Source organism: Catenuloplanes niger, assembly GCF_031458255.1.
Taxonomy (GTDB): domain Bacteria; phylum Actinomycetota; class Actinomycetes; order Mycobacteriales; family Micromonosporaceae; genus Catenuloplanes; species Catenuloplanes niger.
Window position 1 is genome coordinate 2,310,596 of sequence record NZ_JAVDYC010000001.1, and the last position, 22,251, is coordinate 2,332,846.

Genomic DNA, 22,251 nt, shown 5'->3' on the forward strand with positions numbered 1-22,251 from the left:
GGGACCATTCCGCTAGGAGCCCGGGGACCGCGAGCGCGGCCTCGAGGTGAGAGGAGACTCCGATGACCGAGGACATCCCCACGCTGTACGGCATCGCCGCCGGCCGCCGGATCCGCACGCGGGACCTGGTCGCCGCCAAACAGCGCGGCGAACGCTGGCCCATGCTGACCTCGTACGACCAGTACACCGCCGCGATCTTCGACCGGGCCGGCATCCCGGTGCTGCTGGTCGGCGACTCCGCCGCGAACAACGTCTTCGGGTACGAGACCACCGTCCCGGTCACGGTCGACGACCTGCTGCCGCTGGTCCGGGCCGTGGTGCGCGCGACCAGCGGCGCGCTCGTCGTCGCGGACCTGCCGTTCGGCTCCTACGAGGAGGGGCCGACCCAGGCGCTGCGCACCGCGGTGCGGTTCATGAAGGAGGGCGGCGCCCACGCGGTCAAGCTGGAGGGCGGCACCCGCGTCGCCGCGCAGATAGCGGCGATCACCGGCGCCGGCATCCCGGTGATGGCGCACATCGGCTTCACGCCGCAGAGCGAGCACGTGATCGGCGGCTACCGCGTCCAGGGCCGCGGCGAGGACGCGGACCGGCTGCTCGCGGACGCGCGCGCGGTCGCCGAGGCGGGCGCGTTCGCGGTGGTCCTCGAGATGGTGCCCGGCGAGGTCGCCAAGCGCGTCACGCACGAGCTGGAGATCCCGACCGTGGGCATCGGCGCCGGGCCGGACACGGACGCGCAGGTGCTGGTCTGGCAGGACATGGCCGGCCTGCGCACCGGCAAGGCCCCCCGCTTCGTCAAACGCTACGCCGACCTGGCGGGCGAGCTGACCCGCGCGACCCGCGCGTTCGCGGACGAGGTCCGCGGCGGCGAGTTCCCGGCGGGCGAGCACACGTTCAACTGACCCGGTACGGCTCAGGGCCGCCGCGGCGGCCCTGAGCCCGTCGTTCACTCCGTACCGGTCAGCCGGTCACGCGGCCACGCCCGGCCTTCACCGGCGCGACGACCCCGGCGTCCGACGCCCCGCCACGCTCCCGTGCCGACGTCACCTTGTCCGCCGAGAGCGTGCGGCCGCGACCGCGTTCTTCGCGGCGGCCGCCTTTCCCGGCGTGGCCCTGTCCGCCGGAAGCCCGGTCGCCCGCGACGACGCCGCGACCGTCCTCCGCGCGGCGCCCGCCCCTGCGGGCGTGACCCGGTCCACCGCGAGCCCGGCCTTCCCGGCCGAGATCGGGGCCGACTTCTTCCCGGCCGCCGCACGTCCCGGCGTGGCGTTCTTCGCCGGAGGCCGGTTCCCCCGCGCCGGCGGCGTGACCGCGTTCTTCGCGGCGGCCGCCTTTCCCGGCGTGACCTTGTCCGCCGGGAGCCGGTTCCGCCCGGACCTCGAGACCGCCGTCTTCGCGGCGGCCGCCTTCACCGGCGTCACCGTGCCCGCCGGAAGCCGGTTTTCCCCGGACGCCGGGACCGCCTTCTTCGCGGCAGCCGCCTTCACCGACGTGACCGTGCCCGCCGGAAGCCCGTTTCCTCCGGACGCCGAGACCACCTTCGTCGCGGCAGCCGCCTTCACCGACGTGACCCTGTCCGCCGGAAGCCCGTTTCCCCGCGGCGACGGCGAGACCGCGTTCTTCGCGGCGGCCGCCTTCGCCAGCGTGACCTTGTCCGCCGGAAGCCTGTTTCCGCGCGGCGCCGGCGCGCCTGGGTCCGCGGCCCGGGTCCGGCTCGCCGCGGTCCGTTTCGCGGGCGACGTCGCCACGGCGTTCTTCGCGGCGGCGGCTTTGGCGGGCGTGACCTTGTTCGCGGTGGCTCCGCCGGTGGCCGGCCGATTCGCGGCGGTGCCGGCACCGGTCGACCGCGGCCCCGAACCCTTGCCCTTCGCACCGGCCGTCGCGATCCGGGTGGCCACCGCGCGAGTCGTCGCGGTCTTCGCGGCGGCCTTCGCCCCCGCCGCCCTGGCCGCCGGAACCGTGACCGCCCGGGACGCCGGAGTCGTGCCCGATTCCGCCGGTACCGTCTTCCGCCCCCGCCCGCCGGCGGACGCCGGCTTCGCGACACCACGGGCCCCGCCGGTGGCCGCCTTCGCGCTCCCGGCGCCGGCCGCGGAAACGGTCCGCCCCGTGCCGGCGGTCCTGGCCGCCTTCGTCGTCCCGGTCCCGGCCGTGGTGGCGGCCGGTGCCGCCCGACCGGTGCCCGTCCCGGCCACCGTGACCGCCTTGACCGGCCGGGCGGTCGCGGTCGCCTTCACCGGCTTCGCGGTTCTCGCCCCCGCCGCGTTGGCGGCCGCGGTCTTCCGGCCCGCCGCCGTACCGGCACCGGTGCTCTTGACCGCTTTCGCCCCCGGCGCGTTCGCGGCCGCCGTCCTCCGGCCCGCCGCGGTACCGGCACCGGTGGCCTTGACCGCCTTCAACCCCGGCGCGTTGGCAGCCGCGGTCTTCCGGCCCGCCGCGGTACCGGCACCGGTACTTTTGGCCGCCGTCGCCCCCGGCGCGTTCCCGGCCGCCGTCTTCCGGCCCGCCGCGGTACCGGCACCGGTGGCCTTGACCGCCTTCAACCCCGGCGCGTTCGCGGCCGCGGCGGCCCGGCCGGCCCCGGCGGACGTGCCCGCCCTGGTCGTCCGCGCAGCGGCCGGCGCGGCCCGCCCACCGGCGGCCGATGTCGTGGACGTGGCCCCGGCCCTGGTGCCCGCCGCGGTGGTCCGGCCGGCACCGGTGCCGGCCCCCGCGGACGTGCTCGCCTTCGACGCCCCAGCGGCGGCCCGGCCGGTCCCGGCGGACTTCATCGCCTTCGCCGCCCCCGCGGCATCCCGGCCGGTCCCGCCGGACGTGTTCGCCTTCGACGCGCGCGCACCGGCCACCGAGGTGGTGCGGCCGGCGCCGGTGTTCGTGATCGTCTTCGCCGTCCGGCTCCCGGACGCCCCGGTGCCCGCGCCGGCCCGGCCGGCTCCGATGCCGGCCGTCTTGGTCGCCCGGGTGCCCGCCGCGTTTCCGGCCGAGCCGGTCCGCCCGGTGCCGATGCCGGCTGTCGCGCTCCGGCCCGTCTTCCCCGCCCCGTTGGCGGCCGCGGCCGCACGTCCGGCCGCGGTGCCGGCGCCGGCCTTCCGGGCTTCGGGCCTGGTCGCCACGGTCGGTTCCGAAGCCCGCGTGCGGCCCGCACCCGCCCGGGTCTTCGCGGTCTCCACGTCCCCGGCCGTGAACGAGGCCGCCTTCGCACCGGACGACCGCGCCCCCGAACGCGACTTCGCCGCCGCCGAGTCCACGTCGCCCGCGGTGAACGCGGCCGGCTTCGCGGCCCGGCCGGCGCCCGTCCGCCGCGCCTTCGCCGCCTCCACATCCCCGGCCGTGAACGACGCCGCCCTCACACCCGACGACCGCGCACCCGAACGCGACTTCGCCGCCGCCGAATCCACGTCCTCCGCGGTGAACGCCGCCGGCTTCGCGGCCCGGCCGGCACCCGTCCGCCGCGCCTTCGCCGCCTCCACATCCCCGGCCGTGAACGACGCCGCCCTCACACCCGACGACCGCGCACCCGAACGCGACTTCACCGCCGCCGAATCCACGTCGCCCGCGTCGAACGCGGCCGCCGAGGCCTTGGCCCGAGACGTGCGTCCGGCGGATCCGCTCGCCGGGCGGGAGATCACCTCGTCGAGATCGTCCGCACTGTCCGCGGCCTTCCGCGCCGCCGACCGCATCTTCGTCGCCGCGGACCGGGCCTTCGCGGACGCGGCGGTCGCGGTGTCCGCGGCCCGCTCGGCCGACTTCCGCGCGGTCGCCGTGGCCCTGATCCCGCTCTCGGCCGACTTCCGCGCGGCGTTCACCGCACCGGCGCCGCCCCGCGCCGCCTTCCGCGCCGGTCCCCCGGCGCCGGTCCCGTTCTCGGCCGTCCGCGCCGCACTTCCGGCCCCGGTCCCGCCCTCCGCCGCCTTCCGCGCCGCGCTACCGGCCCCGGCCCGCTTCGGCGCCGTCGTCCGGGCCGCGCCTCCGGTCCCGGCGCCGTCCCGCGCCGCACTACCGACGCCGATCCCGTCCCGCACCGCCGCACTTCCGATGCCGGTCCCGTTGCGCGCCGCGCTCCCGTTCCGCACTGCGCTACCACTGCCAGTCCCGTTCCGCGCCGCGCTCCCCACGCCGGTCCCGTTGCGCGCCGCGCTCCCGTTCCGCGCTGCGCTACCACTGCCAGACCCGTTCCGTGCCGCACCACCAACGCCAATCCCGTCCCGCGCCGCGCTCCCCACGCCGGTCCCATGACGCGCCGAGCTACCGACGCCGGTCCCGTTCCGCGCCGCGCCGCGGGACGACTTCCGGGCGGCGCCGGTACCGCCGGCCTCGGTGTCGTCGCCGGCCGATCCGATCCCGCCCTCGGTAGAATCACCATTTCTACGCATATTTCGCCCGAGAGCCGAAACGCCGTTCGACCTCCCGACGCCGGCCGGATCCCCGGTACCGGAACCGCCGGCCGCGGCCGGCGTGCCGGAGCCACCGCCGATGGCGGTCCGTCCGCGTGCGTTCGTCCGCGGGATCGCCGGCACCCGCGCGGCCCGGCCCGTCGCCGGTGCCGTCGGCTCCGGTGCCGTGGTCCCGTCCGGGTCCGGTGGCGGTGTCGCGGCCGCCTCCACGATCGACGGCATCGGGGCCGTGCCGGTCGCCGGCGCCATCCGGTCGTCCGCCGCCATCGCGGCTCCCGACTCGCCCGGCTCCATCGGCGGGATCGACATCCCGGCCTGCTCCGGCGCCTCGCCGAGCGGCGGCATCGCGGCCGCCGCCGAGCCCGGCCCCATCGAGATCGCGCCCTCCCGCTCCGCGTCCGGCACGATCGGCGTGCTCCCGTCCGTACCGTCGGAGGGGGTCGAGGTCCGTGCCGATCTCGCCGGCCGGGCCCCGGCCGAGCCGGCCGATCGGGATCCGGCGGAGCCGCCGGACGCGGACGCCGCCGCGCCGGACGGGCGGGATCCCGCGGCCCCGGACGACCTGCCCGGGGCGGGGCGCGCCGCGGATCCGCTGTCGGGAGCAGGGGAGTCGGTGGAAGGATCGGTGTCGCGGGCCGATCGCGAAGACGTGGTGGCCGAGGTCCTGGTGGACTTTCTCGCTGCGGCCATGGTCGGTCCTCCCTGGGACTTCTGTGCAGGCGCCATCGCGCGCGGTACCACGTACCGGCGCGGTCTTGTTACGGCACGGTTCCGGATGCCGTTCCGGCCTAACGCTCCCCCGTCCAGCGTGCGTCCTCGGCCTCCCACGCCTCGTTGCGCTCCTGGACCTTCTCCAGGGCGTGCGAGGCGTCGTCCGCGGAGGCGAAGGGGCCGATCCGATGTTTCGCCGGGCACAGGTCGGGTTCGGTTTCCACCCGGTTGTGGCGTATGCACCAGAAGAAGCGGCCGACACTGTCGCTCATGACATCACTGTGCACCGCAAAGCGGCCATGCGCTACCGATTCGCGCAAATAGCCGGTTCACCTCCACGGTAGAGGCGGACGGGCCGTCACGGGCCGAGTCGCGGCAACCGGCGGCGAAGCCACCCCATCGGATGACAGAGTCGACTCCGGGCCCCGGCGTGCGCGATGTGCACCGGGATGGCGTCAACGGCATGATCTGCGACACAGTGGGGTATCGAGGCCCAACCGTTCCGGCGTCAAGAACGTGTCGGGATGGTCGGGACGGCGCAACAGGAAGGCGGCCAGCATGCTCAGTCAGGAGGACAACCGCCGGCTCACCGAGATCGAGGAGCACCTGGTCCTCACGGATCCGGCCTTCGTGGCACGGATGCGAGCCACGCGTGGCAATCGCCCGGGCATCGGCGCCCTGGCCGGCATCGCGCTCATGTGGGCGGTCGTGCCGATCATCGGGGTCGCCGGCGGACTGGTGCCGGCGCTGATCGCGGGTCTGGCGTTCGTCGTGGGCACCACGCTGGTGCTGCGCCGCCCGTTCCGCCGGGCGAAGACCGCTTGAGGGTCCACAAACCCGCCGAGGGGGTACGGCGTCCGCCGTACCCCCTTCGTCGTGCGGTGGCTCAGGAGCGCAGGAAGGCGAGCAGGGCCTCGTTGACCTCGTCGCCGTGCGTCCAGAGCAGACCGTGCGGCGCACCCTCGATCTCCACGTAGGTCGCCTCCGGCAGCCGCTTGTGGAACTCACGCGCGGTCGCGTCGACCGGCAGGATCCGGTCGCCGGTGCCGTGCAGGATCAGCGCCGGCACGTCGACCTTCGGGATGTCGTCGCGGAAGTCGGTGAGCCAGGCCGGGACCACCGCGCTCGACGCGAACCAGGACGCGCCGGCCGCCACGTTCCAGCTGTTGCGCAGCGCCTCCTCGGAGAGCCTGGTGCCGAGGTTCTCGTCGGTGTTGTAGAAGTCGCGGTAGAAGTCGGTGAAGTACCGGTACCGGTCCGCCTGCACGGCCGCGAGGATCCCGTCGAAGACCTCTCCCGGGACGCCGGCCGGGTTGTCCTCCGTCCGGAGCAGGAACGGCTCCAGCGAGGCGAGGAACGCGGCCTTGGCGACGCGCGCCGAGCCGTAGCGGCTGAGGTAGCGGCCGACCTCGCCGGTGCCCATCGAGAAGCCGACCAGGACCGCGTCGTGCAGGTCGAGCGTCTCCAGCACGGTGTTCAGGTCCGCGGCGAACGTGTCGTAGTCGTAGCCGGTGGTGGGCTGGCTGGACTGCCCGAAGCCGCGGCGGTCGTAGGTGATGACCCGGTACCCGGCCGCGAGCAGCGCCGCGGACTGCTTCTCCCAGGAGTGGCCGTCGAGCGGGTAGCCGTGGATGAGCACGACCGGCTGCCCGGTGCCGTGGTCCTCGTAGTAGAGGTCGATGCTGGTGCTGTTCTCGGAACCGACGGTGATGTACGGCATGTCCGCCTCCGTTGTCATCCGGCTGAGAACGATCGTTCTCCGCTCACCGGTTACTCTAGAGAACGACCGTTCTCAGCCGCCACCGAAACTCGGGTGAGGACCGTCACGTACCGAGGAGGGACCATGACGACTCCGACCGACGACGCGATCCGCACCCGGGTGCTGGACGCGGCCGACCGTCTCTACAACGCCCGCGGCATCCAGGCCGTCGGCATGGACGCGCTGCGCGCCGAGGCCGGCGTGCCGCTGAAGCGTCTCTACAAGCTGTTCCCGGCCAAGGACGTGATCGTCGAGGCCGTGCTGGCCCGCCGGCACGAGGTGTGGACCTCGTTCGTCGAGGACGCGGTGGCGAGCGCGCCGGCGCCGCGCGACCAGTTGCTGGCCATCTACGACATGCTGGCCCGCTGGTTCGACGAGGACGACTTCCGCGGCTGCGTCTTCATCAACACCTTCGGCGAACTCGGTACGGCGTCGCCGCGCGTCGCGGAGATCGTCCGCCGGCACAAGGCGGGGTTCCAGGACCGGCTGGCCCAGCTGTGCGCGGCCGCGGGCGCGCCGGCGTGGCTGGCTCCGCAGCTGGCCATCCTGGCCGAGGGCGCGCAGACCACGGCCGCGATCGCCGGGACGAACGAGGCGGCCGGACACGCGCGCGCGGCCGCCGTGACGCTGATCGACGCCGCGCTGGGAGAGAGAACCGCATGACACCCGAGGAGATCACCTACACCAGCCCGCGTGCCGTCCGGCGCTCGACCCTGGTGCAGCGCTGGCACGACCTGTCGTTCCTGCACTGGCCGGTGGACCCGGCCGAGGTCCGGCCGTTCCTGCCGCCGGGCACCGAGCCGGACACGATCGACGGCGTCACGTACGTCGGCCTGATCGGTTTCATGATGGTCGGGCTCGGCCCGCTGAGCGGCCCCGGCCTGCCCTACCTGGGCACGTTCTGCGAGACGAACGTGCGGCTCTACTCCGTGGACGGTCGGGGCCGCCGCGCCGTGGTGTTCCGCTCGCTGGACGCGGCGCGGCTGCTGCCGGTGCTGGTCGCGCAGGCGGTGTTCCGGCTGCCGTACAAGTGGTCGCGGATGTCGCTGCGCCGTGACGGCGACGTGTTCACCTACACCAACCACCGGCGCTGGCCCGGTCCCGGCCGGCCGCGCAGCCGGATGGTGGTCCGGGCTGGCGAGCCGATCGCGGAGCCGACGCCGCTGGAGCACTTCCTGTCCGCGCGCTGGGGCCTGCACGTGGACGCGTTCGGCCGCACGATCCACCTGCCGAACGTGCATCCGCAGTGGCCGTTGCACCGCGCCGAGCTGCTGGAGCTCGACGACGAACTGGTCGCGGCCGCCGGCTTCCCGTCGGTCTCCGGACCGCCGGCCAGCGTGCTCTACTCGCCGGGCGTCCCGGTCCGGTTCGGCACTCCCAACGGTGTCGACAGGACTTCGAGCGGTAACTAGTCTGACCGGCATGACTCCTTACACGTTCAACGGTCCGGCTTGGCAGGAGAGCTGGGACCGCCAGCAGGAGGCCTATCTTCCCGACCGTGAGGAGCGGTTCGCCGCGATGCTGGACGCGGTGGAGGCGGTCACCGAGTGGCCGGCGCCGCGCATCCTCGATCTGGCCGGCGGCACCGGGTCCATCTCGCTGCGCGCCCAGCGTCGCTTCCCCCAGGCGAACACGACGCTGCTCGACCTGGACCCGGTGACGCTGACCATCGCGCGCGCCACGCTGGACGAGCGGTCCACCGTCGTCACCGCCGACCTGGTCACGCCGGAGTGGACGGCCGCGCTGCCGCACCGCGACTACGACGCGGTGCTGGCCGCGACCGCGCTGCACTGGCTGTCGCCGGAGCGGCTGGCCACGCTGTACGCGGAGGTCCGCACCGTGCTGCGGCCGGGCGGCATCCTGGTCAACGCGGACTACATGCCGGACGACGGCCTGCCCGAGCTGTCCAAGCGGCTCGGTGACCGCGCCGACGCCCGCCGCGAGGCGCGGTACGCGGCCGGTGCCGTGCTCTCCTGGAGCGCCTGGTGGGAGCACGCGAAGTCGGACCCGACGCTGGCGCCGCTGGTCGAGGAGCGCAACCGGCTCTTCCCGGGCGACCACCACCAGGAGTGGCTGCCGCCGGCGTCCTGGCACGTGCGGGCGCTGCGCGACGCCGGCTTCACCGAGGCCGGGCTGATCTGGCGCGGTGCGCAGGACGCCGCGGTCGTGGGCGTGCGCTGAGCGCCGGGGGTTCTCCCTACCCCCGATCCGGGGGCCAGCTACATCGATCTTGTTCGTCGTCCCCCATAGCGTCGACGACATGCGACAGCGGGACCGATTCATCGACGGGCTTCGCGCCCTGGCCATCCTGGGCGTGATCGGCGGGCACTGGCTGGTCGGCGCGCTGGTCGCGACGCCGGCCGGTGACCTGCGGATCGACAGTCCGCTGCGGCACCTGGAGTGGCTGCAACCGGCCACCTGGTTCCTGCAGATGCTGGGGCTGTTCTTCCTGGTCGGCGGCTACACCGGCGCGCAGGGGCTGCGCCGGGCCCGGGCGCGCGGCGAGACGGACGCCGAGTGGCTACGCCGCCGGCTGTGGCGGATCGGCCGCCCGGTCCTGGCCGCCACGGTGATCCTGGCCGTGGCGCTGCCGCCGCTGCGGGTGCTCGGCGTGATCGGCGCCGGCACCGCGTGGAACACCGTGGTGCTGTTCGTCCAGCCGCTGTGGTTCATGGCCGTGTACGCGGTGATCACCGCGCTCACGCCGCAGCTGCTCCGGCTCGACCGGCGCGCCGGCCTGCGCGCGGTGCTGGCGTTCGCCGCCGTCGTGGCCGTGGTCGACCTGCTCCGCTTCGGCCCGGCCGCCGAGCCGGCCGCGATCGGCTATCTCAGCGTGCTGCCGGCCTGGTGCTTCGCGTATCAGCTGGGGATCGCCTGGTCGGCCGGGCGCGTCGACCGCCGGGTCGCGGCCGGGCTGCTCGCCGGCGGTCTGGCGGCGTTCGTGGTCCTGATCGCGGTGCTGGACTATCCGGTGAGCATGGTCAGCGTGCCCGGCACCGCCCGGTCCAACTCCAACCCGCCGTCGCTGCTGGTCCCGGCGCTGGCCGCGATCCAGGCCGGCGCCGCGCTGCTGCTGCGCGACCGGATCGAGCGGTTCCTGCACCGGCCGCGGGTGTGGGCCGCGGTGACCGTGCTCAACCTGAGCGCGATGAGCGTGTTCTGCTGGCACCACGTGGCGCTGGTCGGCGTGTCCGAGCTCGCCCGCCGGCTCGGCACGCTGCCCGGCCTCGGCGACGTGCCCACCGGTGCCGGCTGGGTCGCCGCGCGCCTCGCCTGGTACCCGCTGCTCGCGCTGACCCTGGCCGGCATCGTGGTGCTGGTCCGCCGCTACGAGCACCCGGTGCCGGCCGCCGTTCCGGACCGGGCGGCCACCCGCCTCTAAGATCAACGCCATGCCCGACATCGACTCGCTGCTCCCGGCCGCGCACGAGGCCGTGGACCTCGCGCGGGACATGATGCGCACGATGCTGCCCGGCGTGCTCACCGCGAAGGGCGACCGGGACATGGCGTCCGAGGTCGACCTCGCGATCGAGCAGCGGGTCCGGGCGTTCCTCGCGGACCGTACCCCCGGCGTGGGGTTCCTGGGTGAGGAGGAGGGCGCCCGCGGCGGCGACCACGGCCTGACCTGGTCGCTCGACCCGGTCGACGGCACGGTCAACTTCGTGCACGGCTCGCCGCTGTGCGCGGTGTCGCTCGGCCTGGTCGACGGCGACCGGTCCGTGCTCGGCGTGATCGACCTGCCGTTCCTCGGCAACCGCTACTGGGCCGCGCCGGCCGCGGGCGCGTTCTGCGACGGCGTCGCGATCCGGGCCAGCGAGGTGTCCGCGCTGCCGGAGGCGCTGGTCGCGATCGGCGACTTCGCGGTCGGCGAGGACGCGGCGGCGAAGAACCGGGAGCGCTTCGCCATCCTGGAGACGTTGGTCCCGCGCGTGCAGCGGATCCGCATGCTCGGCACCGCCGCCACCGACCTGGCCTGGCTCGCGGCCGGCCGGCTGGACGCGCTGGTGATGATGTCCAACAAGCCCTGGGACACGTCGGCCGGCACCGCGATCGCCCGGTCGGCCGGCGCCCGGATCGTCGACCGGGACGGCAGCGAGCACACGTTCGGCTCGGCCGCGACGATCGCCTGCGCCCCGGCGCTGGCCGACCGGCTGCTGCCGCTACTGCGTGACGTTCTCTGACGGCTTCCGGCGGGCCAGCGGTGCCAGCGTGCGCTGGACGATGAAGTACTCCGCGACGATCGCGTTGCCGAACAGCGACGCCCACGCGCTCGCGGTGTAGATCTGCGGGTACTCCCAGCCCATCGGGTCCATCAGCTGCAATCCGATCAGCTGGTACAGGCGCAGCATCACCGCGGCGAACGTGAGCGCGTAGTTGCGGATCATCCAGATCCGGTGCAGTTGCACCTCGCCGCGCCGGATCGTGCGGTAGGCCATCACGCCGGTGTACAGCCACGCCGCGATCAGCATGTAGAACGCGACCTGCAGCGCGAGTCCGCTCTCGGTGACCGCGGCCGAGTACGCCGCCGCCAGCGCCGAGATCAGCACGGAGATCAGGTACAACCGGCCGGCGATCCGGTGTGCTCGCGGGAACCGTACCCGCAGCTGCGTGACGAACTGGAACGGCCCGATGACCAGCGCGAGCCCGGCCGGCAGCGCGTGGATCACCAGGCTGACGTAGTAGCCCGGAATGGCCCGGTTGAGGCCCGGCACGGTCGTGCCCCCGACCATGTAGGGCGGCACGAACACGGCGGCGATGGCGAGCGCGGACAGGGTCAGGAGACTCCACAGCACCCACCACCAGCGCCGGCGGACCTCCCGGGACATCGTTACAGCGGACACGCGGACTCCCATATCTTCCCGGCTGAGCAACGGGTCGATCCTGCGGTGCCCGCGCGTACCCACGCGTCGGCAGCGGCTGCCTAACCCGGCCCTCAGGTGATCTCCGGTGCCCGGGGCCCGCGGACCGTGAACAGGTCGGCGGGCTGGCAGTCGAGCGCGTCGCAGAGCGCGGTGAGCGTGCTGAACCGAACCGCCCGGGCCCGCCCGTTCTTCAGGATCGACAGGTTCGCCAGCGTGATGCCGACCCGGTCGGCCAGCTCGGTGAGCGTCATGCCGCGCGCCGCCAGCAGCGCGTCGATGTGCACGTCGACGCGGTGTTCCTCCTCCGGCGGCACGGGTCAGACCACCTCGTCCAGCTCGGCCCGCAGCACCGCGCCGCGCCGCAGCACCTCGCCGACCGCGAGCAGGCCAAAACCGATCAAGAGCCACCAGGGGTGGTACGTCACGGACAGCGCCCGGAACTCGCCGTGGACCAGGGTCGACGCGAGCGCACCGGAGCCGATCTCCAGCGTGTCCGCGACCAGGCCGCCGACCAGCGTGCCGATGCCCAGCCGGCGCAGCCGGTGCGCGGTCCCCGGCGCGAACGGGTCGGTGCGCCGGGCCGCGCGCACGACCCACCACAGCGACGCGACGATCAGCAGTCCCAGCAGGTACGACGGTGCGCCCTGCGCCACGTGGGCGAGCCGCTCGGCCCAGCCCGGATCCGCGATCGCCACGTCCGCGGCACCGGCGTCCGCCAGCGTCACCCCGGCGGGCAGTCCGGTGATCGCCGTCCCCCGCGTCGTGACGATCGTCAGCTCGACGGCGTCCGAGGTCGCGGCGAAGCCGACCGTGGCGACGCCGGCGAGCGCGCCGAGCACGGTGCCGGCGGCGAGCGCGGTCTGCAGCTCCCCGAGCCAGTCCCGCTGTGCGTTGATCATGACCCACCTCCCCCTTATCGAAAAACGATGTATTGATAATCGATAAGATATCGGGCGTTGTCAAGACACGGGCTTGCCCCTGACACCGGCGTCAGCCCATACGGTCGGGTCGTCCGTCACCGACAGTGAGGTCTGCCATGAAGCTTCTGACGATGGTGTGCGCACTGGTACTCGCGGCCACCCCGGCCGGTGCCGCCGCACCCCGCCACGCGCCGGTCGACCGGCCCGGCCCGCCGCTCTCCGTGCCCGTGGCCACCCTGCGCGCGGCCGTGACCTGCACGCCGGACGCGTACCGGGCCCGCGCCGAAGTGATCCTGTTCGTACCGGCCACCGCGCTCGACCCGGGCCAGTTCGCCTGGAACTGGTTCCCCGCGCTACGCCGGGCCGGACACCCGTGGTGCGCGGTCACGCTCCCCGACCACGCGCTCGGCGACATCCAGGTCACCGCCGAGTACGTGGTGCACGCGATCCGGCACGCCCACGCGGTCAGCGGGCGCCGGATCGCCGTCGTCGGGCACAGTCAGGGCGCGCTGGACGCCCGCTTCGCGCTGCGGTTCTGGCCGGACACCCGGGCGATGGTCGCGGACCACGTCTCGCTCGGCTCGCCGCACCACGGCAGCACGGGCAACGACACGAGCTTCCCGCCCGGTACGCCCGGCCCGGCCGCGCTGCTGCAGATGCGCACGACCGCGGCGCTGATCGAGGCGGTCAACGCCGGCCGCGAGACGTTCCCGGAGATCTCCTACACCACCGTCGCCAGCCGGTACGACCAGTACGTCACGCCGACCTCCACGGTGGCGCTGCGCGGCCGGTCGGTCGCGAACGTCGTCGTGCAGGACGTCTGCCCGGCGAACACGGTCGAGCACGTCGGCCTGGGCACGGCCGACCCGGTCGGACACGCGCTCGTCATGGACGCGGTCCGGCACGACGGCCCGGCCCGGCCCGGGCGGCTGCCGACGGACGTGTGCGCACGGGACCTCATGCCGGGGGTCGACCCGGCCACGTACCCGCGGCGGTTCGCGGAGACGAACGCGGCGATCGTCACCAACCTGGGCACGGCCACGCCGGTGACCGAGGAGCCGCCGCTCCAGCCGTACGTCGTCGCCCGCTGACCCACCGGATCCCGGGGCGTGGCCGCGCCCCGGGACCGCGGGACGTTCAGTCCTGGCTGGTGACCCTGGCGCGGCCGACCGCCGGTCGGTTGACGGTGGCCCGCCCGGCCGGACGGCCGGCGGACCTCGGCGCGGTGCCGGCCGGACGGCGGCCCAGCGGAGTGCCACCGGTAACCGCCGTCGCCGGCCCGCGGGTGTCCGACCCGTCCGCCGTCGGCTCCGGCTCGACGGGCTCGTCCGCGGCAGGCACGGCCGGCTCGTCCGCGGCAGGCTCGGCCGGCTCGGCCGCGGCAGGCTCGGCCGGCTCGGCCGCGGCAGGCTCGGTGGGTTCGTCCGCCACCAGCGCGGCGGGCACGGGGAGCTCGTCCGGCGCACCCGGGCCGGCCGCGGTCTCGACGTCCTCGAACTCGGGCCGCACCTCGGCGGGCGACTCGCGGAACGGGCGGATCTCGCCGGTGAGCAGCCCGGCGTCGCGGGCGGCCGCGTGCCAGCGGAGACTCTTCATGCCGGTGGTGGCGGCCGTGGCGGCCTCGACGATGCCGACCGCGAGCGCGGCGACCGCGACCGTGGCCGCCGGCAGCTGACCGGAGATAGCCCCGGCGCCGGCCGCGAGCGCGGCCGGGAGATACACCGCGGCCCGTGCCCCGACCCGGCTGCGGAGCCCGCGGCGGGTCGCGGTGGACACGTCCGCGGCCGCGATCAGCGACAGCACGACGGTGACCGTGATCGCGAGCGGCGCGCCCACGCCGATCAGGCCGCGCAGCACCACCAGCGCGCCGACCAGCGCGACCGCGGTGGCGACCCGCGCGGGCAGGCGCCGGGCCCGGGTCGCGGCACGCGGGTCGGTGAGCAGGTCGGAGACGCGGCAGAACGCGACGCCGAGCAGCCACATGCCGACGAAGACCCCACCCCAGAGATCCACGGTCGCCGGCCACAGCGCGACGACCAGCCCGAGCGTCGCGGACAGTCCGCCGAAACTGATCCCCATCCACCAGGCGAGGAGTTCGCGGACCTGGCCGCCCAGGTAGGCGGCCTCATGGCGAGCGTGGGTGACCAGTTCGTGGGGCATGTCCGGACCAACCTCCGTTTCGACGTGACGGATACTGGTTTACCCAGGAGACCGGGCACACACCCGAGGACGCATCAACCCTTCGACTGATGCGACGGACCTCACAGGAATGTCTCAGGAAGCTCTACGATGAGCTCCGGATTTCGGCACAGGCGGGACGGGGCGATGGACGACAGCGGCGACGACGTACTCGGCACCATCGAGACCGAGATCGCGCTGCTCATGCGCATGGGCGAGGCCACCCGGCGGGCCATCCCGGTGGAGCCGCACCGCGCGCTCGACCGGGCCGCCTACGTGATCCTGCGCAAGCTCGCCGAGGCCGGCCCCACGAACGTCTCCGTGCTCGCCACCCGCCTCAACCTCGACGGCTCCACCATCACCCGCCAGGTCTCCGCCATGCAGCGCGCCGGCCTGGTCACCCGCTCCCCCGACCCGGCCGACGGCCGCGGCACCCTCGTCTCTCCCACCGACCACGGCCTGCACTGCGTCTCCGTCGTCCGCGCCGCCCGCCGCGACATCTACGGCCAACTCCTCGCCGACTGGAACGCCACCGACCGCGCCACCCTCGCCACGCTCATGCACCGCCTCAACGTGTCACTCTCCGCATACAGACCCACCGCGCGCAACTGAGCGCCACCCACGGTTTGTAGGATGCTGCTTGCGATGAGCGAGTCGGCCGGGCGGTCGCGTTGATGACTCCCCGGAGTCATCGCCGAGGAACGTCCGGACTCCACAGGGCAGGGTGGTTGCTAACGGCAACCCGGGGCGACCCGCGGGACAGTGCCACAGAAAACAGACCGCCGCCACGGCTTCCGAGGCGGTAAGGGTGAAACGGTGGGGTAAGAGCCCACCAGCACCCCGGGCGACCGGGGTGGCTCGGTAAACCCCACCCGGAGCAAGGCCAAAAGGGCCTCCGCCGCAAGGCGGGACCTGCGCAGGCGTTCGAGGGCTGCCCGCCCGAGCCTGCGGGTAGGCCGCTCGAGCCCGCCGGCAACGGCGGGCCTAGATGGATGACCGCCACCAGCGGCGACAACGCCGCCGGCCACAGAATCCGGCGTACACGCCGGCTCGCTCATCGCCCACCACCGCATCAGGCCGCCGATCAGCCGCACCCGCTGACCGCGTCCGCGCATCGGGCTGCGGACGGAATCGGGAACGTCGGCGGACGCGCCGCATCACGATCGGGAAATGATCGAATAGAGCAGCGAATCCCGCCATGCATTATTGGTGAACACATGATCACGCAATCGGCCCTCGTATTCCATGCCGACCTTACTTGCGACCGCGAGAGAGCCGACATTGTCCGGGCCAATGGCAGCCGTAACTCTGTGCAGCCCGAGCCGATTGAACGCAAAGGCAATCAAAACGCGTGCCGCATCGGTGGCGTAGCCGCCACCCCACCGGTCCGCACGTACCGCATACCCGATTTTTGCCGCCTTGACGCCGCCGAGTGCGAGACGCGCGAAGCCGATCAGCCGGTCGTCGGACAGCGTGATCGCAAGGTAGTACTCGGTTCGTGGCGCTTGTGCGGAACGTTCGATCACTTCGGCGATCATCGTTTCGGCCTGAGCCGGCGTTCGGCTGTCGAAGGACAGGTAGCCAGTCACTCGGTCGTCGCCGATGATGGCGTGCACGTCGGCCGCATCGTCCTCGCGGAATTCCCGGAGGGTGACGACGCGGCCGGTGAGGGTTACCGGATACATGGCACGCTCTTGCCTGTCGGGGTTGGGCCGCCACACGGACCCGCCACGGGCACGTGATCCGGCCGCTCGAAACCGATTTCCGTATCGAACGCCGGCGGCCGGATGTCCGTGGTGCTCCCGCCGCCGCCCACCCGGCGGCGGCGGGAGGGCCGGGTTATGTGGTTGCGGTCGGGGCGGGGTCGGCCGGGGTGGTGGATGCCGCCGGGGTGGCGTCGGCGAAGTAGTCCTCGCGGGTGGTGGTGTCGGTGCCCTCGGCGACCTTCATGGAGCGGAAGATGACCGTGGCGATGACCGCGACCAGCAGGTTGACCGCGACCGCGACCAGGCCGGCGTAGATCGTCATCGTGGTGTCGAAGCCGAACTTCGACAGCGGGAACGCGGAGCCGCCGAAGTGGGCGCGGCCGGTCGCGGCGTTCGGGATCTGGTAGAGCATCCACATGCCCAACCCCATGCCGGCGAACCAGCCCGTGATCAGCGCGCCGCGGTGCAGCCAGCGGGTGTAGAGGCCGAGCGCGACCGCGGGCAGTGTCTGCAGGATGATGACGCCGCCGATGAGTTGCAGGTCGATGCTGAACTGCGGGTCGAGGAAGACGATGCAGGCGACGGCGCCGACCTTGACCACCAGCGAGGTGATCTTCGAGACGTTGGCCTCCTGCGCGGGCGTCGCGTCCTTGCGCAGGTACTCCTTGTAGATGTTGCGGGTGAACAGGTTCGCGGCCGCGATCGACATGATGGCCGCGGGGACCAGCGCGCCGATGCCGACGGCGGCGAACGCGACGCCCGCGAACCAGGCCGGGAACTGCTGGTCGAACAGCAGCGGCACGACCGTGTTGCTGTCCACCGTGCCTTCGCGCGCGCCGGGCAGCGGCTTGACGCCCGCGGCGATCGCCATGAAACCGAGGAGCGCGATCAACCCCAGCAGCAGGCTGTACGCGGGGAGCGCGGACATGTTCCGCTTGATCACACCCCGGTCGCGGCTGGCCAGCACGCCGGTGATCGAGTGCGGGTAGAGGAACAGCGCCATCGCGGAACCGAGCGCCAGCGTGATGTACTGCAGCTGGTTGTTGGCGTTGAGCGTGATCCCGTCGTTCGGCGCGGGGGACGCGGCGAACTTCGCCTGCGCGGCGTCGAAGATGTTGTTCCAGCCGCCGAGCTTGGCCGGCAGGTAGATCACGGCCACCAGGATCACGATGTAGATCAGCGTGTCCTTGACGAACGCGATCAGCGCGGGTGCGCGCAGCCCGGACTGGTAGGTGTAGGCGGCCAGGATCGCGAACGCCACTATGATCGGCGCGTGCCGGGCCAGTGCGGAGTCGCCGGTCACGCCCATCGTCTTCAGCACCGCCTCGATGCCGACCAGTTGCAGCGCGATGTACGGCATGGTCGCCGCGATGCCGGTGATCGCGATCAGCAGCGCGAGCGTCGGCGAGGCGAACCTGGCGCGTACGAAGTCGGCCGGGGTGACGAAGCCGTGCCGGTGCGACACCGACCAGAGCCGGACCAGCACCAGGAACACCAGCGGGTAGACGATGATCGTGTACGGCACCGCGAAGAACCCGGCCGCGCCCGCGCCGAACAGCAGCGCCGGGACCGCCACGAACGTGTACGCGGTGTAGAGGTCGCCGCCGACCAGGAACCAGGTGATCCACCCGCCGAAGTTGCGGCCGCCGAGGCCCCACTCGTCCAGGTGGTTGAGGTCCTGCGGGGCCCGCCACCGGGCCGCGACGAATCCCATCACGCTGACCAGCAGGAACAGCGCGGTGAAGACGACGATCTGCACGATGTGGTCGCTCATCGGCCCGCACCCCGTCCGGTCATCCGGTAGACGATCGTGGTGGTGGTGACGCCGAGAATGATGAACGCCAGCTGCAACCAGTAGAACACCGGGAATCCCAGCAGACGTGGGTCGTCGTGGTTGAACAGCGGCGTGGTCAGCGGCACCAGGATCGGCACGATCAGCAGCCAGTTCCACGGGCTGCGATCGCTGCTGGCCTGGGCCGGCGCGGACGCCGAGGCCTCGGTGTCGGAAATATCCGGGTCGGGCGTCGGTGGCTCGGCCATGAGTAGCTACCTCCTGCAGATGGCGTGCGTCAGGAGGCGACGGGAGCGCGCCGCCTCCCGGTGCAACGATCACGCTCGGGCGCGGGGAGACTACCCAAAGGAAGATTACGTCGCGAAGGTGACCCAGTTCACAATGCGGTCAGCGGTCGAGAACGTGCGCCGGACGGCGATCGACAACGATCAAAACCCGCGCACGGTACGCCGCGCGCCCGCGCGACGGGATTCCCGGGAGGCGTGGCGCCGCGTCCCTCACGCCGCCGGTGCGACCTGAGGGACGCGGCGGGTCAGCCGAGGTGGGCGGTGTCGTTGACGGTGCGGACCGCGACGTTGCCGTCCGGCCAGGTGTCCACGATGGAGATGCCCGCCGGTTCGAGGTAGAGCCGGTGCAGGAACGCGTCCGACGCGGCCAGTGCGTCCTGCAGCAGCAGCTTGATCGGCGTCACGTGGCTGACCACGGCGATCGTGGTGCCCTCGTGCGCGGCCAGCACCGCGGCCCGCGCGCCACGGATCCGCTTCGCGACCGCCCGGAACGACTCGCCGCCGGGCGGCGCCACCGCGGTGGAGTCCAGCCAGCGCTGCATCTCGGCCGGCCACCGCTCGCGCACCTCGGCGAACGTGCGGCCCTCCCAGTCGCCGAAGTCGCACTCGATCAGCCCGGCCTCGGTCAGCACCGGGACCCCACCGGCCGCCCGGGCGATCTCCGCGGCCGTGGCGGCGCAGCGGGTCAGCGGCGAGGTGACCACCGCGGCCAGGTCCGGCGCGAGCGCGGCCACCCGGCGCGCGGCCGCCGCCGCCTGCTCCAGGCCGAGCGCGGAGAGCGGCACGTCACCGCGGCCGGAGTAGCGCTTCTCCGCGGTCATCTCGGTCTCGCCGTGCCGGATCAGGATCATCCGGGTTGCCGCGGTCAGCGACGGCGGCACCCAGGACTTCGGCTGCGACACCGCGACCCGGGCGGGGCCGGCCGCGTTCGCCGCGATCTCCTTGGCCAGCGCCCGGGCGGACGAGTCCGGTGCCGCGACGTCCGCCACCGGCTGCGGCGACACGCTGCGTCCGCCGTCCATCGCCTTGTTGGCCAGCGCGTCCGCGGCCTTGTTCCGCTCCCGGGGGATCCAGGTGAACGACACGGAGTCGAAGGTGTCGATCAGCTGGGCCGCGGTGGCGGCGAGCGGCCGCAGCCCCGGGTTCTTGATCTGCCAGCGGCCGGACATCTGCTCGACCACCAGCTTGGAGTCCATCCGCACGTCGACCTCGGTCGCGCCCAGCTCACCGGCCGCCTCCAGGCCGGCGATCAGCCCGGAGTACTCCGCGACGTTGTTCGTGGCGACGCCGACCGAGTCGAACCGCTCGGCCAGCACCTGACCGGTCGCGGCCTCGATCACCACCGCGCCGTACCCGGCCGGGCCGGGGTTGCCGCGCGAGCCGCCGTCCGCCTCGACGATGACGTGCAGGCTCACAGGCCGGACTCCGCGGTCCGCACCATGATCCGCCCGCACTCCTCGCAGCGCACCACCTCGTCGGCGGGCGCGGCCTTGACCCGGTGCAGCTCCTGGCCGTACAGCTCCAGGCGGCAGCCGCCGCAGCGACCGGCGCGGAACAGCGCGGCGCCGAGCCCGGCGTTCGCCTCGCGCAGCCGGTCGTAGAGCGTGACCAGGTCGCCGGGGAGGTCCGCGGCCAGCGGCGCCCGGGACTGCGACTTGAACTCCTCCTCCTTGGCGATCTCGGCCAGCGCGGCCTCGCGGCGGGCCTCGGCGGCGGACCGGGCCTCGCGGGCGGCCTCCTGGCGGGTGGCGATCTCGTCCAGCGTGGCCTGCGCGGTCTCCCGCTGCTCCATCAGCTCGAGCTCCTGGTCCTCCAGCTCGCTCTGCCGGCGGGTCAGGCTGACCACCTCGTGCTGCAGCGCCTCCAGCTCGCGGGCCGGACCGGTGCCGGCGGCCAGCCGGTCGTCGTCCTTCTGACGGCGGATCCGGACCTGGTCGATGTCCTTCTCCAGCCGGGCGATGTCGCGGTCGATGTCGTCCACCGTGACCTGGGCGCGCACCCGCTCGTCCTCCAGCGCGGAGAGGGTGCGGGCCAGCGTGTCGAGCTCGGCGTACTCCGGCAGCGTCTTGCGCTTGTGCGCGAGCTGGGCCAGGGACGTGTCGATAGCCTGCAGATCCAGCAGACGGCGTTGGGCTTGCGGCGCGGCCTTCACGACGAGGGCTCCTTCTTCTGTTCAGTTGAGAGCGGGGACGCCGCGTGCAGCGTCCAGGGATCGGTGTCCAGGTCCGAGACGATCACCTCGACCGGCGCCTCGGCGCGCAGCCACGCGGCCACGTCGTCGCACCAGGGGCGCTCGGTGGCCCAGTGCGCCGCGTCGAGCAGCGCCGGGCCGCCCGCGGCGAGGTGCTCACCGGCGGGGTGATGCCGAAGGTCGGCGGTCAAGTATGCATCGGCACCGGCCGCGGTGGCCGCCCCCAGGAACGAGTCGCCGGACCCACCACAGACCGCCACGGTACGGATGATCCGCTCCGGGTCGCCCGCGGCGCGTACCCCCCAGGCGGTTGCCGGCAGGCGGTCTGCCGCCGTCGCGGTGAACTGCCGGAGCGTCAGCGGGGACGGCAGCGTGCCGACCCGGCCGATGCCGAGCGTGGGGTCCGTGGCGTGCGGGGCGAGCGGGCGGAGATCGGTGAGCCCCAGCCGGGCGGCGAGCGCGTCCGACACGCCGGGATTCGCCGTGTCCGCGTTGGTGTGCGCGGTGAACAACGCGATGTCGCCCTTGATCAGCCGGTGCACGATCCGGCCCTTGAACGTCGTCGGCGCGACCGACGACACGCCCTTGAGCAGCAGCGGGTGGTGCGCCACGATCAGGTCCGCGCCGACGGCGAACGCCTCGTCGACGGTCTCGTCCACCACGTCCACCACGCACAGCACCCGGCGCACCGGCGCGTCCGGGTCGCCGAGCACCAGACCGACGCGGTCCCACTGCTCCGCCCAGGCCGGCCGGTAGCGCGCCTCGAGCGCGGCCACCAGCCGGCCGACGGTCGTCTCGCTGGAAGTCACGGCGAGAACTCTATCGGCAGGCAGCCCCCGGAGCGTTCTTGGTGGATCTTCGCCGGCCGACGGGGATCCACCCTAGGTGAGGCTGCCGTCCGTGGGGAGGCGGACACGGAGCACGTCCAGGGTCAGCGCCCACGGGAACCGGTCGACGTAGCGGTCACCGGTGCCCGGCGGGTGCAGCTCGACCACGTCGTCGCCGAAGAGCACGCTCACGCCCCAGGACCGCAACCGCTCGATGTTCTCCCGGAACACCGGGTGCGCCGCCATCGCCTCGTTCGTGTACGGCATCGCGACGATCGGCAGGCCCTTGCCGTACGCCTCGACCAGCAATCCGAGCGCGAGCGTGTCGGCGATGCCGGCCGCCCACTTGTTGATCGTGTTGACCGTGGCCGGCGCGACCACGATCGCGTCCGCCGGCGGCAGCACGTCCGCGTCGCCCGGGTTCTTGTAGTCCGAACGGACCGGGTGTCCGGTCTGCGCGGCCAGCGCGGCCGGGTCGACGAACTTGCGCCCGTCCGGCGTCGTGATCACGCAGACGTCCCAGCCGTCGGCTCGCGCGAGGTCCACCAGCACGCCCACCTTCCGGGCGACCGGCGAGCCGCAGGCGACGACGTAGAGCACGCGCGCTGGATAGCCACCGATCATGGT

23 protein-coding genes and 1 other RNA gene are annotated in these 22,251 nt (G+C 73.4%); 11 read left to right on the top strand and 13 right to left on the bottom strand.

The window, feature by feature from the left end:
- Window positions 1-62: 62 nt before the first annotated feature.
- On the top strand, window positions 63-899 hold the full coding sequence (gene panB / locus J2S44_RS09945) for a 3-methyl-2-oxobutanoate hydroxymethyltransferase (protein ID WP_310411042.1): 837 nt from the start codon (window positions 63-65) through the stop codon (window positions 897-899).
- A 205-nt stretch (window positions 900-1,104) separates the two neighbouring features.
- Window positions 1,105-4,233 (top strand): hypothetical protein, encoded by a 3,129-nt coding sequence (locus tag J2S44_RS09950; RefSeq protein ID WP_310411046.1) that lies wholly within the window; start codon window positions 1,105-1,107, stop codon window positions 4,231-4,233.
- A 946-nt stretch (window positions 4,234-5,179) separates the two neighbouring features.
- Here J2S44_RS09950 and J2S44_RS09955 read toward each other — a convergent pair.
- Window positions 5,180-5,374: a hypothetical protein gene (locus J2S44_RS09955; RefSeq protein WP_310411049.1), complete on the bottom strand. Its 195-nt coding sequence runs from the start codon at window positions 5,372-5,374 to the stop codon at window positions 5,180-5,182.
- Window positions 5,375-5,660: 286 nt separating this feature from the next.
- Here J2S44_RS09955 and J2S44_RS09960 point away from each other — a divergent pair, with 286 nt between their 5' ends.
- A complete protein-coding gene (locus J2S44_RS09960) occupies window positions 5,661-5,927 on the top strand; it encodes a DUF3040 domain-containing protein (protein ID WP_307239037.1) in 267 nt (88 codons plus the stop codon).
- Window positions 5,928-5,988: 61 nt separating this feature from the next.
- Here the strand turns inward: J2S44_RS09960 and J2S44_RS09965 are convergent, their stop codons facing one another.
- Window positions 5,989-6,822: an alpha/beta fold hydrolase gene (locus J2S44_RS09965; RefSeq protein WP_310411052.1), complete on the bottom strand. Its 834-nt coding sequence runs from the start codon at window positions 6,820-6,822 to the stop codon at window positions 5,989-5,991.
- 123 nt (window positions 6,823-6,945) lie between these two features.
- On the opposite strand from J2S44_RS09965, the gene J2S44_RS09970 reads away from it, so the two are divergent.
- The 5 genes from J2S44_RS09970 to J2S44_RS09990 all read left to right on the top strand — a co-directional run bounded on the left by J2S44_RS09970 (window position 6,946) and on the right by J2S44_RS09990 (window position 11,042).
- Window positions 6,946-7,524: a TetR/AcrR family transcriptional regulator gene (locus tag J2S44_RS09970; protein ID WP_310411054.1), complete on the top strand. Its 579-nt coding sequence runs from the start codon at window positions 6,946-6,948 to the stop codon at window positions 7,522-7,524.
- Window positions 7,521-8,273: a YqjF family protein gene (locus J2S44_RS09975; protein WP_310411057.1), complete on the top strand. Its 753-nt coding sequence runs from the start codon at window positions 7,521-7,523 to the stop codon at window positions 8,271-8,273. The genes J2S44_RS09970 and J2S44_RS09975 overlap by 4 nt, the downstream gene beginning before the upstream one ends.
- Before the next feature lie 10 nt (window positions 8,274-8,283).
- Window positions 8,284-9,042, top strand: coding sequence for a methyltransferase domain-containing protein (locus J2S44_RS09980; protein WP_310411060.1), 759 nt, complete (start codon window positions 8,284-8,286; stop codon window positions 9,040-9,042).
- A gap of 79 nt (window positions 9,043-9,121) precedes the next feature.
- A complete protein-coding gene (locus J2S44_RS09985; RefSeq protein ID WP_310411063.1) occupies window positions 9,122-10,243 on the top strand; it encodes an acyltransferase family protein in 1,122 nt (373 codons plus the stop codon).
- A gap of 10 nt (window positions 10,244-10,253) precedes the next feature.
- Window positions 10,254-11,042, top strand: a complete 789-nt coding sequence (locus J2S44_RS09990; RefSeq protein WP_310411066.1) for an inositol monophosphatase family protein — start codon at window positions 10,254-10,256, stop codon at window positions 11,040-11,042.
- On the opposite strand, the gene J2S44_RS09995 is transcribed toward J2S44_RS09990, so the two are convergent.
- The 3 genes from J2S44_RS09995 to J2S44_RS10005 all read right to left on the bottom strand — a co-directional run bounded on the left by J2S44_RS09995 (window position 11,022) and on the right by J2S44_RS10005 (window position 12,622).
- Window positions 11,022-11,702: a DUF2306 domain-containing protein gene (locus J2S44_RS09995; RefSeq protein ID WP_310411069.1), complete on the bottom strand. Its 681-nt coding sequence runs from the start codon at window positions 11,700-11,702 to the stop codon at window positions 11,022-11,024. The genes J2S44_RS09990 and J2S44_RS09995 overlap by 21 nt on opposite strands.
- A 92-nt stretch (window positions 11,703-11,794) precedes the next feature.
- Window positions 11,795-12,037 carry a helix-turn-helix domain-containing protein gene (locus tag J2S44_RS10000; protein ID WP_310411071.1) on the bottom strand — a complete coding sequence of 81 codons (243 nt, stop codon included), beginning with the start codon at window positions 12,035-12,037 and terminating at the stop codon, window positions 11,795-11,797.
- A 3-nt stretch (window positions 12,038-12,040) separates the two neighbouring features.
- Window positions 12,041-12,622, bottom strand: a complete 582-nt coding sequence (locus J2S44_RS10005; RefSeq protein WP_310411074.1) for a hypothetical protein — start codon at window positions 12,620-12,622, stop codon at window positions 12,041-12,043.
- Window positions 12,623-12,759: 137 nt separating this feature from the next.
- On the opposite strand from J2S44_RS10005, the gene J2S44_RS10010 reads away from it, so the two are divergent.
- Window positions 12,760-13,734, top strand: a complete 975-nt coding sequence (locus tag J2S44_RS10010) for an esterase/lipase family protein (protein WP_310411076.1) — start codon at window positions 12,760-12,762, stop codon at window positions 13,732-13,734.
- A 46-nt stretch (window positions 13,735-13,780) separates the two neighbouring features.
- Here the strand turns inward: J2S44_RS10010 and J2S44_RS10015 are convergent, their stop codons facing one another.
- Entirely contained in the window at window positions 13,781-14,803 is a 1,023-nt protein-coding gene (locus tag J2S44_RS10015; protein ID WP_310411079.1) for a hypothetical protein, read from the bottom strand.
- Between the two features lie 165 nt (window positions 14,804-14,968).
- On the opposite strand from J2S44_RS10015, the gene J2S44_RS10020 reads away from it, so the two are divergent.
- Window positions 14,969-15,433: a MarR family winged helix-turn-helix transcriptional regulator gene (locus tag J2S44_RS10020; RefSeq protein ID WP_310411082.1), complete on the top strand. Its 465-nt coding sequence runs from the start codon at window positions 14,969-14,971 to the stop codon at window positions 15,431-15,433.
- A gap of 38 nt (window positions 15,434-15,471) precedes the next feature.
- Window positions 15,472-15,878: RNase P RNA component class A (rnpB, locus tag J2S44_RS10025), an RNA gene on the top strand.
- Window positions 15,879-15,978: 100 nt separating this feature from the next.
- On the opposite strand, the gene J2S44_RS10030 is transcribed toward rnpB, so the two are convergent.
- The 7 genes from J2S44_RS10030 to J2S44_RS10060 all read right to left on the bottom strand — a co-directional run bounded on the left by J2S44_RS10030 (window position 15,979) and on the right by J2S44_RS10060 (window position 22,248).
- Window positions 15,979-16,506 (bottom strand): GNAT family N-acetyltransferase, encoded by a 528-nt coding sequence (locus J2S44_RS10030; protein WP_310411085.1) that lies wholly within the window; start codon window positions 16,504-16,506, stop codon window positions 15,979-15,981.
- Window positions 16,507-16,660: 154 nt separating this feature from the next.
- A complete protein-coding gene (gene mctP / locus J2S44_RS10035) occupies window positions 16,661-18,301 on the bottom strand; it encodes a monocarboxylate uptake permease MctP (RefSeq protein ID WP_310411087.1) in 1,641 nt (546 codons plus the stop codon).
- The gene (locus J2S44_RS10040) at window positions 18,298-18,567 is read right to left on the bottom strand and encodes a DUF3311 domain-containing protein (protein WP_310411089.1); all 270 of its coding nucleotides are present in this window, start codon (window positions 18,565-18,567) and stop codon (window positions 18,298-18,300) included. The genes mctP and J2S44_RS10040 overlap by 4 nt, the downstream gene beginning before the upstream one ends.
- A 284-nt stretch (window positions 18,568-18,851) precedes the next feature.
- Complete coding sequence (locus J2S44_RS10045) at window positions 18,852-20,021, bottom strand: bifunctional RNase H/acid phosphatase (RefSeq protein WP_310411093.1); 1,170 nt, start codon at window positions 20,019-20,021, stop codon at window positions 18,852-18,854.
- Complete coding sequence (locus tag J2S44_RS10050) at window positions 20,018-20,758, bottom strand: zinc ribbon domain-containing protein (RefSeq protein ID WP_310411095.1); 741 nt, start codon at window positions 20,756-20,758, stop codon at window positions 20,018-20,020. Before J2S44_RS10050 ends, J2S44_RS10045 begins: the two co-directional genes overlap by 4 nt.
- Window positions 20,755-21,576: a Nif3-like dinuclear metal center hexameric protein gene (locus J2S44_RS10055; protein WP_310429566.1), complete on the bottom strand. Its 822-nt coding sequence runs from the start codon at window positions 21,574-21,576 to the stop codon at window positions 20,755-20,757. Before J2S44_RS10055 ends, J2S44_RS10050 begins: the two co-directional genes overlap by 4 nt.
- Window positions 21,577-21,678: 102 nt before the next feature.
- Window positions 21,679-22,248, bottom strand: coding sequence for a flavoprotein (locus J2S44_RS10060; RefSeq protein ID WP_310411099.1), 570 nt, complete (start codon window positions 22,246-22,248; stop codon window positions 21,679-21,681).
- Between the last annotated feature and the right edge of the window lie 3 nt (window positions 22,249-22,251).